The sequence below is a fragment of the Streptomyces sp. NPDC005374 genome (assembly GCF_042872225.1).
In the GTDB taxonomy this organism is placed as follows: Bacteria; Actinomycetota; Actinomycetes; order Streptomycetales; family Streptomycetaceae; genus Streptomyces.
Genome location: NZ_JBIAKA010000031.1, coordinates 43,660 through 58,590, shown reverse-complemented (window position 1 = coordinate 58,590; position 14,931 = coordinate 43,660). Strand labels below are relative to the sequence as shown.

The following is a 14,931-nucleotide window of genomic DNA, read 5'->3' as shown; positions in this document are numbered from 1 at the left end:
ACCCCCCCACCCCCCCCCCCCCCCCGCCCCCCCCCCCCCCCCCCCCCCCCCCCGGCCCCGACCCACCCACTCACCTCAGGGGCGCGGGGAACTGCGCAAAAACCCCCGCCCCCACCGGACCCGCACCCGCCCACTGGCCCATCCCCGCCCCCACCGCGACACTGAAAGGCGTGCATAGTGTCAAAGCGACGGCCGCCGCCGTCACCGCAGCCCTGGCAGCCGGCGCAGCCGGAATCGTCGCCGGGAGGATCGCCGGCGACGCCGGACTGAAGGCGCCGCCGGGCCGCCCACTGCCCGGCGAACCCCGGCTCACCGTGCACGCCACCGCGGCCGGCCGCATCGCCCTCACCCGCGACCTCGCCGCCCTGCGCCCCGGCACCTACGGCCTCCTCGGCGACGCCTCGCACGCGACAGTCGGCCCCGTCCTGGCGGAGGAGCACCACTCCGCCGACACAGTCGTCCGCCGCCTGGAGCGCGTCACCCACGGCACCCTGAAACCCGGCGACAAGGTCTGGCTCACCCCGAACGCCTACGTCGGCGACCCGAAATCCGCCCTCGGCATCGACCACACCGACATCGACATCCCCGGCGAACTCGGCCCCCTGCCCGCCTGGTTCGTCCCCGGCGCACGGGAAACCTGGGTCATCGCCGCCCACGGCCTGGGCTCCACCCGCGAACACGCCCTGAACATCCTGGAGTTCCTGCACCGCAACCGCTTCCCCACCCTCGCCCCCGCCTATCGAGGCGACGAAGGCGCCCCCCGCCCGCCCGACGGCCTGAACCACTTCGGCGAGACCGAGTGGCGCGACCTGGACGCGGCGATGCGCTACGCCGTCAGCCACGGCGCCCGCCAACTCGTGCTGCACGGCTGGTCCACCGGCGCCACGATGGCCCTGCGCGCCGCCGCCCGATCCGAACTGCGCACCCGCGTCAAGGGACTCGTCCTGGACTCCCCGGTCCTCAGCTGGGAGCGCACCCTGCGCGCCCTCGCCGCCGCCCGCCACACCCCCGGTGTCCTCCTCCCGCTGGCGGTGCGCGCCGCCCAGGGCCGCGCCGGCCTGCCCAGCGACGACGCGGGCCTGTACAGCGCCACCACCACCACCGCGACCGCCCCCACCACCGCGACCGCCCCCACCACCGCGACCGCCACCACCACCGACCGCCCCCCGCCCCCCACACTGATCTTCCACGGCCCGGACGACACGGTCGCCCCCTGGGACCTCTCCCGCAGCCTCGCCGCCACCCACTCCGACCGGATCGCCCTGCACACGGTCCGTCAGGCCCCGCACGCGGCGATGTGGAACGCCGACCCGAGCGCCTATGAAGAGGCACTTCGCCGCTTCCTCACCCCGTTGATGTGACATCGCGGTGCTCCGCCGAGCACCCCGGCCCCACCCGGTTCCACAGGTTCCGTTCAAGCCCGTACTACTGGCCTGATCTCGGCGTATGCCCCTCCATACGGCTCCGGCACCGGCCCCGCCCGTAGCCCGCGGTGACATTCCGTTTGGGTTTTCGGACCGTCAACCGGAAGACTGCACCCGTGACGTCCCGTATCCCGCGCGACTCCAGGCTCCGACTCGTCCGCCCGCGACCCCTGGCCGCCGCCCCCTCAGCTGTGAACCAGCGACGCCCACGCCGCCCCGCGCCGCGCCCGCCGGAAGGCACCCCGGCGCCCGCGGTACTGGCCAGAATGGCGCGCTCCGGTCTGGCCGACGCGGCCCGCGTCGCGCACTGGGCCGACGACGCCCTCCGCCCCGGCGGGGACGGCACGGGCTCCGACGGCAAGGGCACCCTCTCCGACGAGACAGCCGGGCGGGCGGCCGAGGCCCTCGGTCTGACCGCGGCCCGGATCCGCGCCGCCTGGGACACCGCCCGGCTCGCCGGACTCGTCGAGGTGCACGGCGACACCGCCCGCCCCGGCTGGCGCCTGCGCGCCTGGGACCGCGACGACAGCGCCGTACTGCGCGGCTGGGTCGCCCTCTTCGACGCCTGGTCGCTCGCCTTCCCGGAACCCACGGACCGCGAGCCCGCCGCCGTCGCCGAGGTCGTCTCGTCCATGCCCCAGGTGCTCTCCTTCCTCCAGCTGTCCGCCGGGCCCGTCCCCGTCGAGCAGCTCCTGGACCTCCTGGAGCAGCGCGTCACCGAACTGCGCACCGCGCGCTGCGAAATCCCCTACGGCCCCCAGCCGGAGCCGGAGCCGGAGCCGGCGACCGAGGCGGCGGCCCCTCAGGACGCCCCCCTGGCCCCCCTCCTCGACTGGGCCCTGCGCGCCCTCGCCTCCGTCGGCGCCCTGACCTACGGCGACGGCCAGGCCACCCTCACCCCCCTCGGCAACTGGGCGGTGTGGGTCAAGCTGGAGCAGATCTGCGTCGCCGCGCAGAGCCCCGCCGGCAACATCGAGGTCGCCGCCGACGAGATGCTCCGCGGCTGCGCCCAACTGCGCCCCAACGCGGCCCGCGCCGAGTACCGGGCCTGGCTCGCCGCCCGCCCCGTCGGCAGCGCCGTCACCGAACTGCTCGGAGCCGCCCGCGGCGACGACGCCCTGCTGCGCGGCCTCGCCTTCGAGGCACTGCGTGTGGTCGGCGCCCCCGCCGAGCCCGACGTCCGCTCCGTGGCCGACGAGCCCACCCTGCGGCCGTACGCCCTGCTGTGGCTGGCCGAGCACGACGGCATCGACCCGGAGGACGCCCACGAGGTCCTCACCCGCCAGGAGGCCACCTGGCTGTGGGTCGACACCGCGGCCGCCGTCGCCGACCACGGCGAGGCCCCGATGCTGGTCCGGCACCTGGAGTCCGCGCTCCAGCCCACCGTCCACGCCCTCCTGAACGAGGTCAGGGCCGTGGGCCACCCGCGCACCGTGCAGGTCCTGGTCGCCCTCGCCGCCGCCCACCCCGACCCTGCCCTGGCCAAGGCGGTACGCCGCGCCGCCTTCCAGGTGCACACCGGCGGCAGCTAGCGGACGCTCAGGCCCCCGTCTCGGGGGCGTACGTCCCGAAGCTCCACACATTGCCCTCGGCGTCCCGGGCCATGTAGTCCCGCGAGCCGTAGTCCTGGTCCGTCGGGGGCATCAGGATCTCCGCACCGTGCTCCACGGCACGGCGATGGTGTGCGTCGACGTCGTCCACGACGACGTACACCCCGCTGGGGCCCGCGTCCTTCATCACCGTGTCGTAGACGCTGCCGGTGCCCTTGGAACCGAGCATCACCGCGCCGTTGCCCTGTACCAGTTCGGCGTGTGCCACCAGGCCGTCCTCGCCCTCGTACACCGCGAGTTCGGTGAAGCCGAAGGCCTCCGTCAGCTGCTTGACCGCCGCCCTCGCGTCCGCGTAGCGCAGGGTCGGGTAGATGCTGGGGCGCCTGTCGCTCGTGCCTGTCATGCCGATCACTCCCTTGTGATCAGGAAAACCGGGGAATCCATCCGCCGACCAGTCTGGCAGCGACCACTGACAACCGACTCCGAGCAGGGCGGACGCCTCAGCGGAAGGTGTCGCACCGTGCCATGTCCCCGGTTCGGTAGCCCTCCCTGAACCACTGCTGGCGCTGCTGCGCCGACCCGTGCGTCCACGTCTCCGGCGTCACCCGACCCTGGAACCGCTCCTGGATCCGGTCGTCGCCCACAGCCGCAGCCGCGTCCAGACCGTCGGTGATGTCGGCCTCGGTCAGGCTCGTGATCAGCGGCCGCCCGGTCGACTCGTCCTTCGTCGTGGTGGCGTGGTGGGCCCACACCCCGGCGTAGCAGTCCGCCTGCAGCTCCACCTTCACCGAGTTGCTGTCCGCGCCCGTACCGCCGCCCTGCGACCGGCTCAGCGTGCCCGTCAGGTCCTGCACGTGATGGCCGTACTCGTGCGCGACGACATAGGCCTGGGCGAACGGCCCTCCGCTCGCCCCGAACTTCGACCGCAGTTCGTCGAAGAACTCCAGGTCCAGATAGACCTTCCGGTCACCGGGGCAGTAGAACGGCCCCACGGCCGAGGTCGCCGACCCGCACGCGGTACCGACCTGCTGACTGAAGAAGACCGTGGGGGAGGCCGTGTAGGTTCCGTCGCGGCGCGCGAACTCCTGGTCCCAGTAGTCCTGCACGCTGTTGACCACCGCCACCATCCGGCAGTCGTCCCGGGTGTTCGCGTCCTGCCCGGTACGGCAGCTCTGCTCGACCTCGGCGAGGCCGGACGCGGTGGCCGCGGGCTGTGAACTGCCGTCGGTGAGGCCGAGCTGGTCCGGCCCGACCCCGAGGAACAGCCCCAGCACCAGCGCGATCAGTCCGACGACACCGCCGCCGACGGTCGCCCTGCCGCCCGGGATGCGGCTGCCCCGCACGTCCTGCACCTCGGAGGTGTCCAGCCTGGCATCGTCGTCGAACTGCATGCGGACACCGCTCTCTGCGCGCACCGGCCCCTGCAGGGCATCTTCGCCCGGCCCGCCCGCCCCCGGCCTCGGGCATACACCCGGACGAGGGACGGCGACCCGGACAGATCGGATGCCCTGAGCGAGACCAACCGAACACCCGAACCCAGAAGAAGTGCTTGCACGGCCCCGTTAGACTTGGGCCCATGGCCATTCTCCTCGCGCATTAGACGGCGGGAACGTCCTCAGCCGCCCATCCCGCCACCAACCCGCCCTGGAGTCTGCCCGTGATCTCCGCCTCCGGTATCGAGCTGCGCGCCGGCGCCCGAGTCCTCATCGAGTCCGCCACCTTCCGGGTCGCCAAGGGCGACCGCATCGGCCTGGTCGGCCGCAACGGCGCGGGGAAGACCACCCTGACCAAGTGCCTCGCCGGCGAGGGCATCCCCGCCGCGGGCCAGATCTCCCGGTCCGGCGAGGTCGGCTACCTCCCCCAGGACCCCCGCACCGGCGACCTCGACGTACTCGCCCAGGACCGCATCCTCTCCGCGCGCGGACTCGACGTACTGCTGAAGAAGATGCGCGACAACGAACAGCGCATCGCCAACGGCAGCGGTGCCACCCGGGAGAAGGCCCTGCGTCAGTACGAGCGCCAGGAGACGGAGTTCCTCACCAAGGGCGGGTACTCCGCCGAGGCCGAGGCCGCCACCATCGCCGCCGCGCTGAACCTCCCCGACCGGGTGCTGGGCCAGCCCCTGCACACCCTCTCCGGTGGTCAGCGCCGCCGTATCGAACTGGCCCGGATCCTCTTCTCCGACGCCGACACGCTGCTCCTCGACGAGCCGACCAACCACCTCGACGCCGACTCGATCATCTGGCTGCGCGACTACCTCAAGACGTACCGCGGCGGTTTCATCGTGATCTCCCACGACGTCGACCTGGTCGAGACGGTCGTCAACAAGGTCTTCTACCTGGACGCCAACCGGGCCCAGATCGACGTCTACAACATGGGCTGGAAGCTCTACCAGCAGCAGCGCGAGGCCGACGAGAAGCGCAGGAAGCGCGAGCGTCAGAACGCCGAGAAGAAGGCCGCCGCCCTGCACTCGCAGGCAGACAAGATGCGCGCCAAGGCCACCAAGACGGTCGCCGCCCAGAACATGGCCAGGCGCGCCGACAAGCTCCTCTCCGGCCTCGAAGCGGTGCGCCAGCAGGACAAGGTGGCCAAGCTGCGCTTCCCCGAGCCCGCGCCCTGCGGGAAGACCCCGCTGATGGCGGAGGGCCTGTCGAAGTCGTACGGCTCGCTGGAGATCTTCACCGACGTCGACCTGGCCATCGACAAGGGCTCACGCGTGGTCATCCTGGGTCTCAACGGCGCGGGCAAGACGACCCTGCTGCGTCTGCTGGCCGGGACCGAGCAGCCGGACACCGGCGCGGTCGTGCCCGGCCACGGCCTCAAGCTCGGCTACTACGCCCAGGAGCACGAGACCCTCGACCCGGAGCGCACGGTCCTGGAGAACATGCGGTCGGCGGCCCCCGACCTCGACCTCGTCGAGGTGCGCAAGACGCTCGGCTCGTTCCTGTTCTCCGGCGACGACGTCGACAAGCCCGCCGGAGTCCTCTCCGGCGGTGAGAAGACCCGGCTGGCGCTCGCCACCCTGGTCGTCTCCTCGGCGAACGTCCTGCTCCTCGACGAGCCCACCAACAACCTCGACCCGGCCAGCCGCGAGGAGATCCTCGGCGCGCTGCGCACCTACAAGGGCGCGGTCGTCCTGGTGACCCACGACGAGGGCGCCGTGGAGGCGCTCCAGCCGGAGCGGATCATCCTGCTCCCGGACGGCGTCGAGGACCTGTGGGGCGCCGACTATGCGGATCTGGTCGCCCTGGCCTGATCGAAAGCGTGCCCCGGACATGCCTCAGGACGTGATCCACGACGTGATCCATGTCGTGATCCACGGCGTATGGATCATTCGGCCGATCCGTGATCCATCATCTGTGTGAGATCTCCTCGTACCGAGGTGTGTCCTACATCCATTTCGCGGCCGGGTCCTTCATTGACAAGGGCCCGGCCGTCGCACGTCCCTGACCTGGTGCTTCACAAGAGAACCCGTTCGGAGGTACGAACACGTCTGTGCGGAATCACATATTCCGCATGTGGGGACTCGCTCCTGTCGTCAAAACCATGTCTTACGGACCTTGCCGAATGGGTGGCCATGAACGCCTGGAGGGGTGATCATGAGGGGACCAGAGCGCACTTCGCATGAGGAGGCACGGGTGGCCGAGACTCTGAAGAAGGGCAGCCGGGTAACCGGCGCAGCGCGCGACAAGCTCGCGGCAGACCTGAAGAAGAAGTACGACTCCGGTGCGAGCATTCGGGCGCTGGCCGAAGAAACCGGCCGCTCGTATGGCTTCGTGCACCGGATGCTCAGCGAATCGGGCGTCACGCTTCGTGGGCGTGGCGGAGCGACGCGGGGCAAGAAGGCCGCATCTTCCTGAACCGGGCGGCCCATCGGCTTCGATGGTGACCACCCGGTCGGTCGACCGACCGGCCGGGTGGTTACTGTGCAGTCACTTAGCAATGCTCTGCTGGCCGCACGCATCGGAGGCGCCCCATGGCTACGTCCACTCAGGATGGCCAGGAACTCGTTCCCCTGCTCGACAAGGACGGCGTACGGCTCACCGTCGAGGACTCCCTCGCCACGGTGACGCTGACCAACCCGGCCAAACGCAACGCGCAGAGCCCCGCTCTGTGGCGAGCGCTCGCCGAGGCGGGCCGGCTCGTGCCGGGCTCCGTCCGTGTGGTGGTGCTGCGCGGTGAGGGCAAGTCCTTCTCCGCGGGGCTCGACCGGCAGATGTTCACGCCCGAGGGGATCGAGGGCGAGCCGTCGTTCATCGAACTGGCCCGCAGTGGTGACGCCGAGATCGACGCCGCCATCGCGGAGTTCCAGGAGGGCTTCACCTGGTGGCGGCGCAGTGACGTCGTGTCCATCGCCGCCGTACAGGGGCATGCCATCGGGGCGGGCTTCCAGCTCGCTCTCGCCTGTGATCTGCGCGTCGTCGCCGACGACGTGCAGTTCGCCATGCGCGAGACCAGCCTGGGCCTGGTTCCCGACCTCACCGGCACCCACCCCCTGGTGGGCCTCGTCGGGTATGCCCGGGCGCTGGAGATCTGTGCCACCGGGCGCTTCGTCACGGCCGAGGAGGCGGTGAGCACCGGCCTCGCCAACGTCGCCGTCCCCCTGGACCAGCTCGACGGCGCCGTACGGGATCTGGCCGCCGCGCTCCTGTCCGCCCCCCGCGACGCGGTCATCGAGACCAAGGCGCTGCTGCGGGGCGCCCAGGACCGCACCTACGACGAGCAGCGCGGCGCCGAGCGGGCGGCTCAGACACGCCGGCTGCGGGACCTGGCCGGCGTCGGCGAGTAGCTCCTCAGTCCGTCACCGCCGTCACCAGCACCGCCACCGTCGGACGGTCGGACAGCGCCTCACCCACGGCGGCGCGGACGTCCCGGGCCACATCCAGGGCCCGGCGGTCCGCGCCCACCGCCACTTCCACGCGGACATGGCGACGCGCGAGGGAGCCGTCCCCGGTCTCCAGCTCCCCGATGTGCACCGGGCGCCCCAGCAGCCCGGTCAGCCGGACCACGCCGGGGACTGCCAGCGCTGCCGCGGCCGCGAGGGCTTCCTCACCCGGGTCCGCCTCCGCGGGGCGCGGCGGCTCGGGCCGTCGTACGGGAGACGGCTCGGCGTCCGCGTCCAGCAGGGCCGTCACCCGCAGGTCCACCACGGCGAGCTCCAGCCCCAGCAGGTCGGCCGCCGCCCGCGCGAGTGCCGTGCGCAGCAGCTCCGACGTCACCGGCAGCGGCTCGGCGGGCGTCGCCTCGAACTCCGCGGTCAGCCGTAGCGGGCCGGGCGGCAGTGCGCCGGGCGGCGGCAGTACGACGGGCTCGTACGTGTCCTCCGGATCGGCGAGACCGGTCCTCAGCGCACCCAGCCGTACGTCCCGCAGGCCTTCCACGGCTACCCGCACCACCGCGTGAGCCGCCTCCTCCGAGATCCACGCACCCTCGCGCGGCCCGCCCAGGGGCAGCAGCCGCCCAGGCCCGAGGTGATGCCGTACAGCCCGCGTCCACTGATCCGCCGTCATTGCTCCAGCCTGCCGCATCTCCGGCGCGCGATCGCGGAACCGCACTTACGGTGGTCGAAGGACGACGACCGGAAGGGATGGACGGCGATGACCGACATGACGCAAAGCCCCGAGGTGGAGACGTCTGCGCAGCCCCGCAAGGCCATCAAACGCGGCGGCGGCGACCCGGCGACACGTGGGCGGACCACCATCGCCGACGGTGTCGTGGAGAAGATCGCCGGGCTGGCGGCCCGCGACGTCCTCGGCGTGCACGCGATGGGCAGCGGGCTGAGCCGCACCTTCTCGGCCGTCCGGGACCGGGTGCCCGGCGGGTCCAAGTCCGTGACCCGCGGAGTCAAGGCCGAGGTCGGCGAGGTGCAGACCGCGCTCGACCTGGAGATCGTCGTCGACTACGGCGTCTCGATCGCCGACGTGGCCCGTGCGGTACGGGAGAACGTGGTCGCGGCGGTGGAGCGGATGACCGGCCTGGAGGTCGTCGAGGTCAACATCGCGGTGAGCGACGTGAAGCTGCCGGACGAGGAGGACGAGGAACCCGAGCCCCGCATCCAGTAGCCAGGACCACACCCCGAGGGATCTTTAGGGAGCGCACGATGAGCATGGCCGTGGTCGGCATGATCGCCGGCATGGCGCTGGGATTCGCCGGGTATTTCGGCGGGTTCGGCGCCTTCCTGCTGGTGGCGGCACTGGGCGCCATCGGCTTCGTCGTCGGCCGGTTCCTGGAGGGGGACCTGGAGGTCGGCGACTTCTTCCGCAGCCGTGAAGACCGACGCGACCGGCGGCGATGACGTCCGTGAGCAGCGCGGCCGACGAGACGGGTGAGCTCCGCAGACCCCGGACCGCCGCCACCGTCCCGTCCGGCGAACGCGGCGCGACGAGGATCGCCGACCGGGTGATCGCCAAGGTGGCGGGACAGGCGGCCCGCGAGGCGCTCGGAGAGCTCCCGGCCGAGGCCGCGCCCCCTTACGCCACCGTCATGGTCCACCACGGCACCGCCCGTATCCGCATGCACCTCGAACTGGCCTATCCCTGCGACATCGGCGCGAGTTGCCGCGCGGTGCGTCAGCGAGTGGTCGAGCGGGTAGTCGCGTTGGTGGACATGGAGGTGTCGGAGGTCGCCGTCCAGGTGGAGCGGCTGCATCCGGCACAGGCGTACGGCGCGGCACAGGGGAGGACTCGATGAGCGAGCCCCAGGGCTCCGAGGGCACCACACAACGACTGCCGGTCATCGAGCGGGCGGCGGAACCGGACGGGCGCGGCCAGTCCGCGTCGGCCGCAGCGTACGGACCACCACCCCTCCTGGAGGGCGGCGCGGGCGGAGAACGCCGCTTCTGGTCGGCGCGCAGGGTTCCGGCGGGCATCGTCGCCCTGCTGCTCCTGCTCGTCGTGGGTCTCTTCCTGTACGACATCGCGGCCGTCCGGGCCGACCGTCCCGCGATGCACTGGCGCCGCGAACTCTCCCGGCAGCTCGCCGAGCGCTCCCTCGACGACGCCTGGGTGCTGGTCGGCGCGGGCGTCGCCGCCGTTCTGGGCCTGTGGCTGGTCCTGCTGGCCGTCACACCCGGTCTGCGCGCCGTCCTCCCGATGCACCGCACCCACTCCGACGTCCGCGCAGGCCTCCACCGGGACGCCGCCGCCATGGTGCTGCGCGACCGCGCCATGGAGGTCGCCGGAGTCCAGTCCGCCCAGGTACGGATGGGCCGGACGAAGGCCGACGTCCGAGCGGTCTCCCACTTCCGCGAACTGGACGACGTACGCGCCGACCTGGACGTGGCGCTCACCGAGGCGATCAGGGCACTGGGCCTGGCCCGGCCCCCGGCGCTGTCGGTGCATGTGGCACGGACGACGAGGAAGGGCTGAGGCCGATGCTCAGGACCGTCAACCGCGTACTGACCGGCCTGGTGGGCCTGGTGCTGCTCGTCGCGGGCGGCTCGGTGCTCGCCGTCGGCCTCGGCCTGAACCCGCCGTCCTGGTGGATCCACGACAACAAGCACGACGTACTGCTGAGCGACGAGCAGCGCACCCGCTGGAACGGCGACGGCTGGTGGTGGCCGACGGTCATCGCCGCACTGGCTCTCCTGGTGCTCCTGACCCTGTGGTGGCTCACCGCGGTGCTCCGCAGGCGCCGGCTCACCGAGGTACGCGTCAACACCGGCGACGGCGAGGGGGCGCTCCTGAGGGGCCGCGCCCTGGAAGCCGTACTGGCGGGCGACGCAGGGCAGTTGGACGGCGTCCAGCGGGCGCAGGTGGGTCTGACCGGCCGCCCGGACGCCCCGGAGACCCACGTACGCCTCCTGCTGGAGCCGCATGTGGACCCGGGGGAGGCCCTGCACCACCTGACGACACAGGCCCTGACCCACGCCCGTGATTCGGCGGGGCTGGAGTCACTTCCGGCGGAGGTCCGCATGACCGGCGTCAAGCACAAGGCGGAACGGGTCAGTTGAGGGTTTCCGCTGTCGGGGACGCCGGCCCACGGCTCAGAACCCGTGCCGCATGCCCCCGTCGACCGGCAGCATGACGCCCGTCAGATAGGAAGCCGCCGGAGACAGCAGGAACGCCGACACCCGCCCGAACTCCTCCGGCGTCCCGTACCGCCGCAGCGGGATCCGGGACTCGTTCGCGGCCCGGGTGGCCTCGGGGTCCGCGGACAGCCCGTCCAGCTCGCGCACGCGGTCCGTGTCGATGCGGGACGGCAGCAGCCCCACCACCCGGATGCCCCGCGGGCCCAGCTCGTCGGAGAGGGACTTGGCGAACCCGGCGAGACCGGGCCGCAGCCCGTTCGAGATGGTCAGCCCGGGAATCGGCTCGTGCACCGACGCCGACAGGACGAACCCGATGACGCCCCCGGCGTCGAGCTCCGCCGCGGCCGCCCGGGCCAGTCGGACCGCTCCCAGGAACACGGACTCGAACGCGGCCTGCCACTGCTCGTCGGAGTTGTCCGCGACGAACCCGGGCGCGGGCCCGCCGACGCTGATCAGCACCCCGTCGAACCGCCCGAAGTGCTCCCGCGCCGCGGCGATCAGCTGTTCCGGCGCCGACGGATCGGCGTTGTCGACGGCCACCCCGACGGCGTTCGGCCCCAGCTCGGCCGCCGCGGCGACCGCCCGCTTCTCCTCCCGGCCGGTCAGCACGACCTTCGCCCCGTCGGCGACCAGCTCGCGCGCGGCCGCGTTGCCGAGCCCACGGGTCGCTCCGGTGACGACGTACACACGGTCCTTCAGTCCAAGATCCATGGCCCCTATCCTGCCTCCTCGCCCCCGTACAGGGTGAGGGCGGTGTTCACCAGGCCGATATGGCTGAACGCCTGCGGGAAGTTCCCGAGCTGGACGCCGGCCGCCGGGTCGTACTCCTCGGACAGCAGGCCCACGTCGTTGGCCAGGCCCAGCAGCCGTTCGAACAGGTCCCGCGCCTCCTTCGTGCGGCCCGTCATGTGCAGGGCGTCGGCGAGCCAGAACGAGCACACCAGGAACGTGCCCTCACCCCCCGGCAGCCCGTCCACGGGCGTCTCCTCGGCGCTGTACCGCCGTACGAACCCGCCGTGGTCCAGCTCCGCGCGGACCGCGTCGATGGTGCCGACCACCCGCGGGTCGTCGGGCGGCAGGAAGCCGACGCGGGGGATCAGCAGCAGGGACGCGTCGAGTTCGCGCGAGCCGTAGTACTGGGTGAAGGTGTTGCGTTCGGGGTCGTAGCCCTTCTCGCAGACCTCGCGGTGCACCTCGTCCCGCAGCGCGCGCCAGCCGTCCGGGTCGCCGGTCAGATCCGGGAAGGTCTCCAGGGCGCGTACGGCGCGGTCGGCGGCGACCCACACCATGACCTTGGAGTGGACGAAGTGGCGACGGCCGCCGCGCACCTCCCAGATCCCCTCGTCCGGCTGCCGCCAGGAGGAGCGGAGGAAGTCCAGCAGGACGCTCTGCAGGGACCACATGTGCGGGATGGCGGGCAGGCCCGCCCGCCGGGCCAGCGACAGCGAGTCCATGACCTCGCCGTACACGTCCAACTGGATCTGTTTCACGGCCTCGTTGCCGATGCGCACCGGCCTGGAGCCGCCGAAGCCCGACAGCCACGGCAGCTCGAACTCGGGCAGCCGTCGCTCGCCCGCGACGCCGTACATGATCTGGAGGTCCGCCGGATCGCCGGCGACCGCGCGCAGCAGCCAGTTCCGCCAGGCCTCGGCCTCCTCCAGATAGCCGCACTGCACCAGAGCGGCCAGAGTGAGGGTGGAGTCGCGCAGCCAGCAGTAGCGGTAGTCCCAGTTGCGCACCCCACCCATCTCCTCCGGCAGCGAGGTGGTGGCCGCGGCGACGATGCCGCCGGTGGGCCGGTAGGTGAGCGCCTTGAGGGTGATCAGGGAACGGACCACGGCGTCCCGGTACGGACCGTCGTAGCGGCAGCGCGCCGACCACGCCTGCCAGTCGGCCACGCTGCTCTCCAGCGCCTCGAAAGGGTCGGTCAGCGGCGGGCGCGGCTCGTGCGAGGGGTGCCAGGTGAGGACGAACGCGACCTTCTCGCCCTCCTCGACGGTGAACTCCGAGTGCGTCGCGAGGTGTTCCCCCCAGGTGCGCACCTGGGGCTCGCTGCGCAGCCATGTCGAGTCGGGACCCGCGACGGCCACCCGCTGCCCGTCCGACCTGCGCACCCACGGCACGATCGAGCCGTACTCGAAGCGCAGCCGGAGCGTGCTGCGCACGGTGACCCGGCCGCGGAGCCCTTCCACGACGCGTACGAGGTCGGGGGCGACGTCGCGCTGCGGCATCAGGTCGGTGACCCGCACGGCTCCCTCGTCGGTCTCCCACTCGGTGTCAAGGACGAGGGTGCCGGGGCGGTAGCCGCGCCTCGTGCACCGGTCGGCGTTCTCGGGCGCGATCCGCCAGTGGCCGTTCTCCTCGTCGCCGAGCAGCCTGGCGAAGCAGGCCGCCGAGTCGAAGCGGGGCAGGCACAGCCAGTCCACGGAACCGTCCATGCCGACCAGGGCCGCGGTCTGCTCGTCGCCGATGAGGGCGTAGTCCTCGATACGGGGGTGCACGCAGTGCGGGTTCCCGGCTGGTCGCGGGGGCAATCAGGGGTGCGGCCGGGGGAGTGACGCCGTGCTGCCGGAGAAGATCACCCCCGGGTGCGCCGGAGTCCGGTTCAGCACCCACAGGCCGATGGGAGCTGCTGCCCGAGCCGGAGCGCACGTTCGTCTACCGGCGGGACCGTCCGGGAAAGTGAGCGCCGCCGAGGGGACGGGCCGCGAAAGCGAGGTTCACACCGCGGCCGGTTCCGCCGCCGTAGCGCTGTCCTGCTCGGCCTTCTCCCGGCGCTCGCGAAGCTCGCGCCGCACGAGGATCACCCAGCCGATCGGCACGCCCACGGAGAACAGCCACCACTGGATGGCGTAGGCGTAGTTCAGCGCGGCGTCCTCCATGCCGGGGTCGCTGCCCATCAGCTCCGGGCTGTCGCCCTTCGGCTCGGGCGCGGTCTGGGCGATGTAGCCGCCGAGCACCGTGGCGCCCAGCCGCTTCGCCTCCTGCTCGCTGTTGATCAGCATGACCTGCCGGTCCGGCAGCCCCTTGAGGTTCTTGATGCCGCTCGCCGCGGTCGTCTCGTCGGGCATCAGCCGCCCGGTGACGATGATCTCCCCCGTCGGCGGCGCCGGGATCTTCGGGAACGCGGTCTGGCTCGGGCCGTCCGAAGGGATCCAGCCCCGGTTGACGAGCAGCACCTTGCCGTCGTCGAGGACGAACGGGGTCAGTACGTGGTAGCCGACCTCGTCGTCGGAGTTGGTGCGGCGCCGGACGACGACCTCGTCCTCGGTGTCGAAGTGCCCCTTCGCGGTCACGCGGTGGTACCGGTCGTGGGTGGTGACGGTGTGTCCGGGTGAGGTCATCCGCTCCACGGGCACCGCCTTCGCGGACAGCGCCCTGGAGACCAGCTGGTTGCGGGCGGTGCGCTCCTCGTAGCGGTGCATCTGCCAGATACCCAGCCTGATCATCGTGGGGATGAGAAGGAGGGCGACCAGTGTGAGGATCACCCACTGCCGGGACAACAGGAAGCGGTACACCCCACGACCGTACAACTCGGACCTTGCGGCGCTCGCACAGGGGTGTGGAAGGACGCGGCGGCCGGCGTCGTCGACTTGCGAGTGCCCGATACGCCCTTGACGATGCGGTTTATGACACGTTGCGAAGTGTGCGGCAATGACTACGAGCTGGCGTTCACCGTCGAGACCCGGGACGGGGCACGCCACGTCTTCGACTCGTTCGCGTGCGCGATCCATCGCATGGCCCCCATCTGCGAGCACTGCCGGGTCCAGATCATCGGCCAGGGCGTCGAGGTGGACGGCCACTGGTTCTGCGGCGCGCACTGTGCCCGTGCGGAGGGCAAGGCCGGGATCGTGGACAAGGTCGGCTCCGCCGTGTAGGCCGATGGGGCTCTTGGCGCACGGGCCCGGGTGGGTAAGGGCGGACGAGG

At 72.0% G+C, this 14,931-nt stretch carries 17 protein-coding genes; 11 read left to right on the top strand and 6 right to left on the bottom strand.

All coding sequences use genetic code 11. From position 1 onward, the window contains the following. The first annotated feature begins 170 nt into the window (after positions 1-170). Positions 171-1,361: an alpha/beta hydrolase gene (locus tag ACFYRX_RS45455; RefSeq protein WP_389113154.1), complete on the top strand. Its 1,191-nt coding sequence runs from the start codon at positions 171-173 to the stop codon at positions 1,359-1,361. 179 nt (positions 1,362-1,540) lie between these two features. Beyond that, on the top strand, positions 1,541-2,956 hold the full coding sequence (locus ACFYRX_RS45450; RefSeq protein ID WP_389113153.1) for a hypothetical protein: 1,416 nt from the start codon (positions 1,541-1,543) through the stop codon (positions 2,954-2,956). A 7-nt stretch (positions 2,957-2,963) separates the two neighbouring features. On the opposite strand, the gene ACFYRX_RS45445 is transcribed toward ACFYRX_RS45450, so the two are convergent. Both ACFYRX_RS45445 and ACFYRX_RS45440 read right to left on the bottom strand, forming a co-directional pair. Next, a complete protein-coding gene (locus ACFYRX_RS45445) occupies positions 2,964-3,377 on the bottom strand; it encodes a VOC family protein (RefSeq protein WP_389113151.1) in 414 nt (137 codons plus the stop codon). Positions 3,378-3,474: 97 nt separating this feature from the next. Beyond that, positions 3,475-4,365: a neutral zinc metallopeptidase gene (locus ACFYRX_RS45440; protein WP_389113150.1), complete on the bottom strand. Its 891-nt coding sequence runs from the start codon at positions 4,363-4,365 to the stop codon at positions 3,475-3,477. 266 nt (positions 4,366-4,631) lie between these two features. On the opposite strand from ACFYRX_RS45440, the gene ACFYRX_RS45435 reads away from it, so the two are divergent. From ACFYRX_RS45435 to ACFYRX_RS45425, 3 genes are all read left to right on the top strand, one after another. Then, positions 4,632-6,230 carry an ABC-F family ATP-binding cassette domain-containing protein gene (locus ACFYRX_RS45435; protein ID WP_389113148.1) on the top strand — a complete coding sequence of 533 codons (1,599 nt, stop codon included), beginning with the start codon at positions 4,632-4,634 and terminating at the stop codon, positions 6,228-6,230. Positions 6,231-6,612: 382 nt separating this feature from the next. Continuing rightward, positions 6,613-6,834 carry a helix-turn-helix domain-containing protein gene (locus tag ACFYRX_RS45430; RefSeq protein WP_004002281.1) on the top strand — a complete coding sequence of 74 codons (222 nt, stop codon included), beginning with the start codon at positions 6,613-6,615 and terminating at the stop codon, positions 6,832-6,834. 116 nt (positions 6,835-6,950) lie between these two features. Next, on the top strand, positions 6,951-7,763 hold the full coding sequence (locus tag ACFYRX_RS45425) for an enoyl-CoA hydratase/isomerase family protein (RefSeq protein ID WP_389113146.1): 813 nt from the start codon (positions 6,951-6,953) through the stop codon (positions 7,761-7,763). Between the two features lie 4 nt (positions 7,764-7,767). On the opposite strand, the gene ACFYRX_RS45420 is transcribed toward ACFYRX_RS45425, so the two are convergent. Then, on the bottom strand, positions 7,768-8,484 hold the full coding sequence (locus ACFYRX_RS45420) for a nucleopolyhedrovirus P10 family protein (RefSeq protein ID WP_389113144.1): 717 nt from the start codon (positions 8,482-8,484) through the stop codon (positions 7,768-7,770). Between the two features lie 87 nt (positions 8,485-8,571). Here ACFYRX_RS45420 and ACFYRX_RS45415 point away from each other — a divergent pair, with 87 nt between their 5' ends. Genes ACFYRX_RS45415 through amaP form a run of 5 tightly spaced genes read left to right on the top strand, consistent with a single transcriptional unit; the run spans position 8,572 to position 10,925 of the window. Further along, positions 8,572-9,036 carry an Asp23/Gls24 family envelope stress response protein gene (locus tag ACFYRX_RS45415; RefSeq protein ID WP_389113143.1) on the top strand — a complete coding sequence of 155 codons (465 nt, stop codon included), beginning with the start codon at positions 8,572-8,574 and terminating at the stop codon, positions 9,034-9,036. Between the two features lie 38 nt (positions 9,037-9,074). After that, a complete protein-coding gene (locus ACFYRX_RS45410; protein WP_389113141.1) occupies positions 9,075-9,269 on the top strand; it encodes a hypothetical protein in 195 nt (64 codons plus the stop codon). Beyond that, positions 9,266-9,664 carry a hypothetical protein gene (locus ACFYRX_RS45405; RefSeq protein ID WP_389113139.1) on the top strand — a complete coding sequence of 133 codons (399 nt, stop codon included), beginning with the start codon at positions 9,266-9,268 and terminating at the stop codon, positions 9,662-9,664. The genes ACFYRX_RS45410 and ACFYRX_RS45405 overlap by 4 nt, the downstream gene beginning before the upstream one ends. Next, positions 9,661-10,341, top strand: coding sequence for a DUF6286 domain-containing protein (locus ACFYRX_RS45400; protein ID WP_389113137.1), 681 nt, complete (start codon positions 9,661-9,663; stop codon positions 10,339-10,341). Before ACFYRX_RS45405 ends, ACFYRX_RS45400 begins: the two co-directional genes overlap by 4 nt. Before the next feature lie 5 nt (positions 10,342-10,346). Further along, positions 10,347-10,925, top strand: coding sequence for an alkaline shock response membrane anchor protein AmaP (gene amaP, locus ACFYRX_RS45395; protein ID WP_389113135.1), 579 nt, complete (start codon positions 10,347-10,349; stop codon positions 10,923-10,925). Positions 10,926-10,958: 33 nt separating this feature from the next. Here the strand turns inward: amaP and ACFYRX_RS45390 are convergent, their stop codons facing one another. The 3 genes from ACFYRX_RS45390 to ACFYRX_RS45380 all read right to left on the bottom strand — a co-directional run bounded on the left by ACFYRX_RS45390 (position 10,959) and on the right by ACFYRX_RS45380 (position 14,521). Then, entirely contained in the window at positions 10,959-11,714 is a 756-nt protein-coding gene (locus ACFYRX_RS45390) for an SDR family oxidoreductase (protein ID WP_389113134.1), read from the bottom strand. Positions 11,715-11,719: 5 nt separating this feature from the next. After that, positions 11,720-13,504 carry a glycoside hydrolase family 15 protein gene (locus ACFYRX_RS45385; RefSeq protein WP_389113132.1) on the bottom strand — a complete coding sequence of 595 codons (1,785 nt, stop codon included), beginning with the start codon at positions 13,502-13,504 and terminating at the stop codon, positions 11,720-11,722. 219 nt (positions 13,505-13,723) lie between these two features. After that, the gene (locus tag ACFYRX_RS45380; protein ID WP_389113130.1) at positions 13,724-14,521 is read right to left on the bottom strand and encodes an SURF1 family protein; all 798 of its coding nucleotides are present in this window, start codon (positions 14,519-14,521) and stop codon (positions 13,724-13,726) included. Between the two features lie 111 nt (positions 14,522-14,632). Between ACFYRX_RS45380 and ACFYRX_RS45375 the strand changes: the two genes are divergently transcribed. Further along, positions 14,633-14,881 (top strand): hypothetical protein, encoded by a 249-nt coding sequence (locus ACFYRX_RS45375; protein ID WP_031046215.1) that lies wholly within the window; start codon positions 14,633-14,635, stop codon positions 14,879-14,881. Positions 14,882-14,931 lie beyond the last annotated feature (50 nt).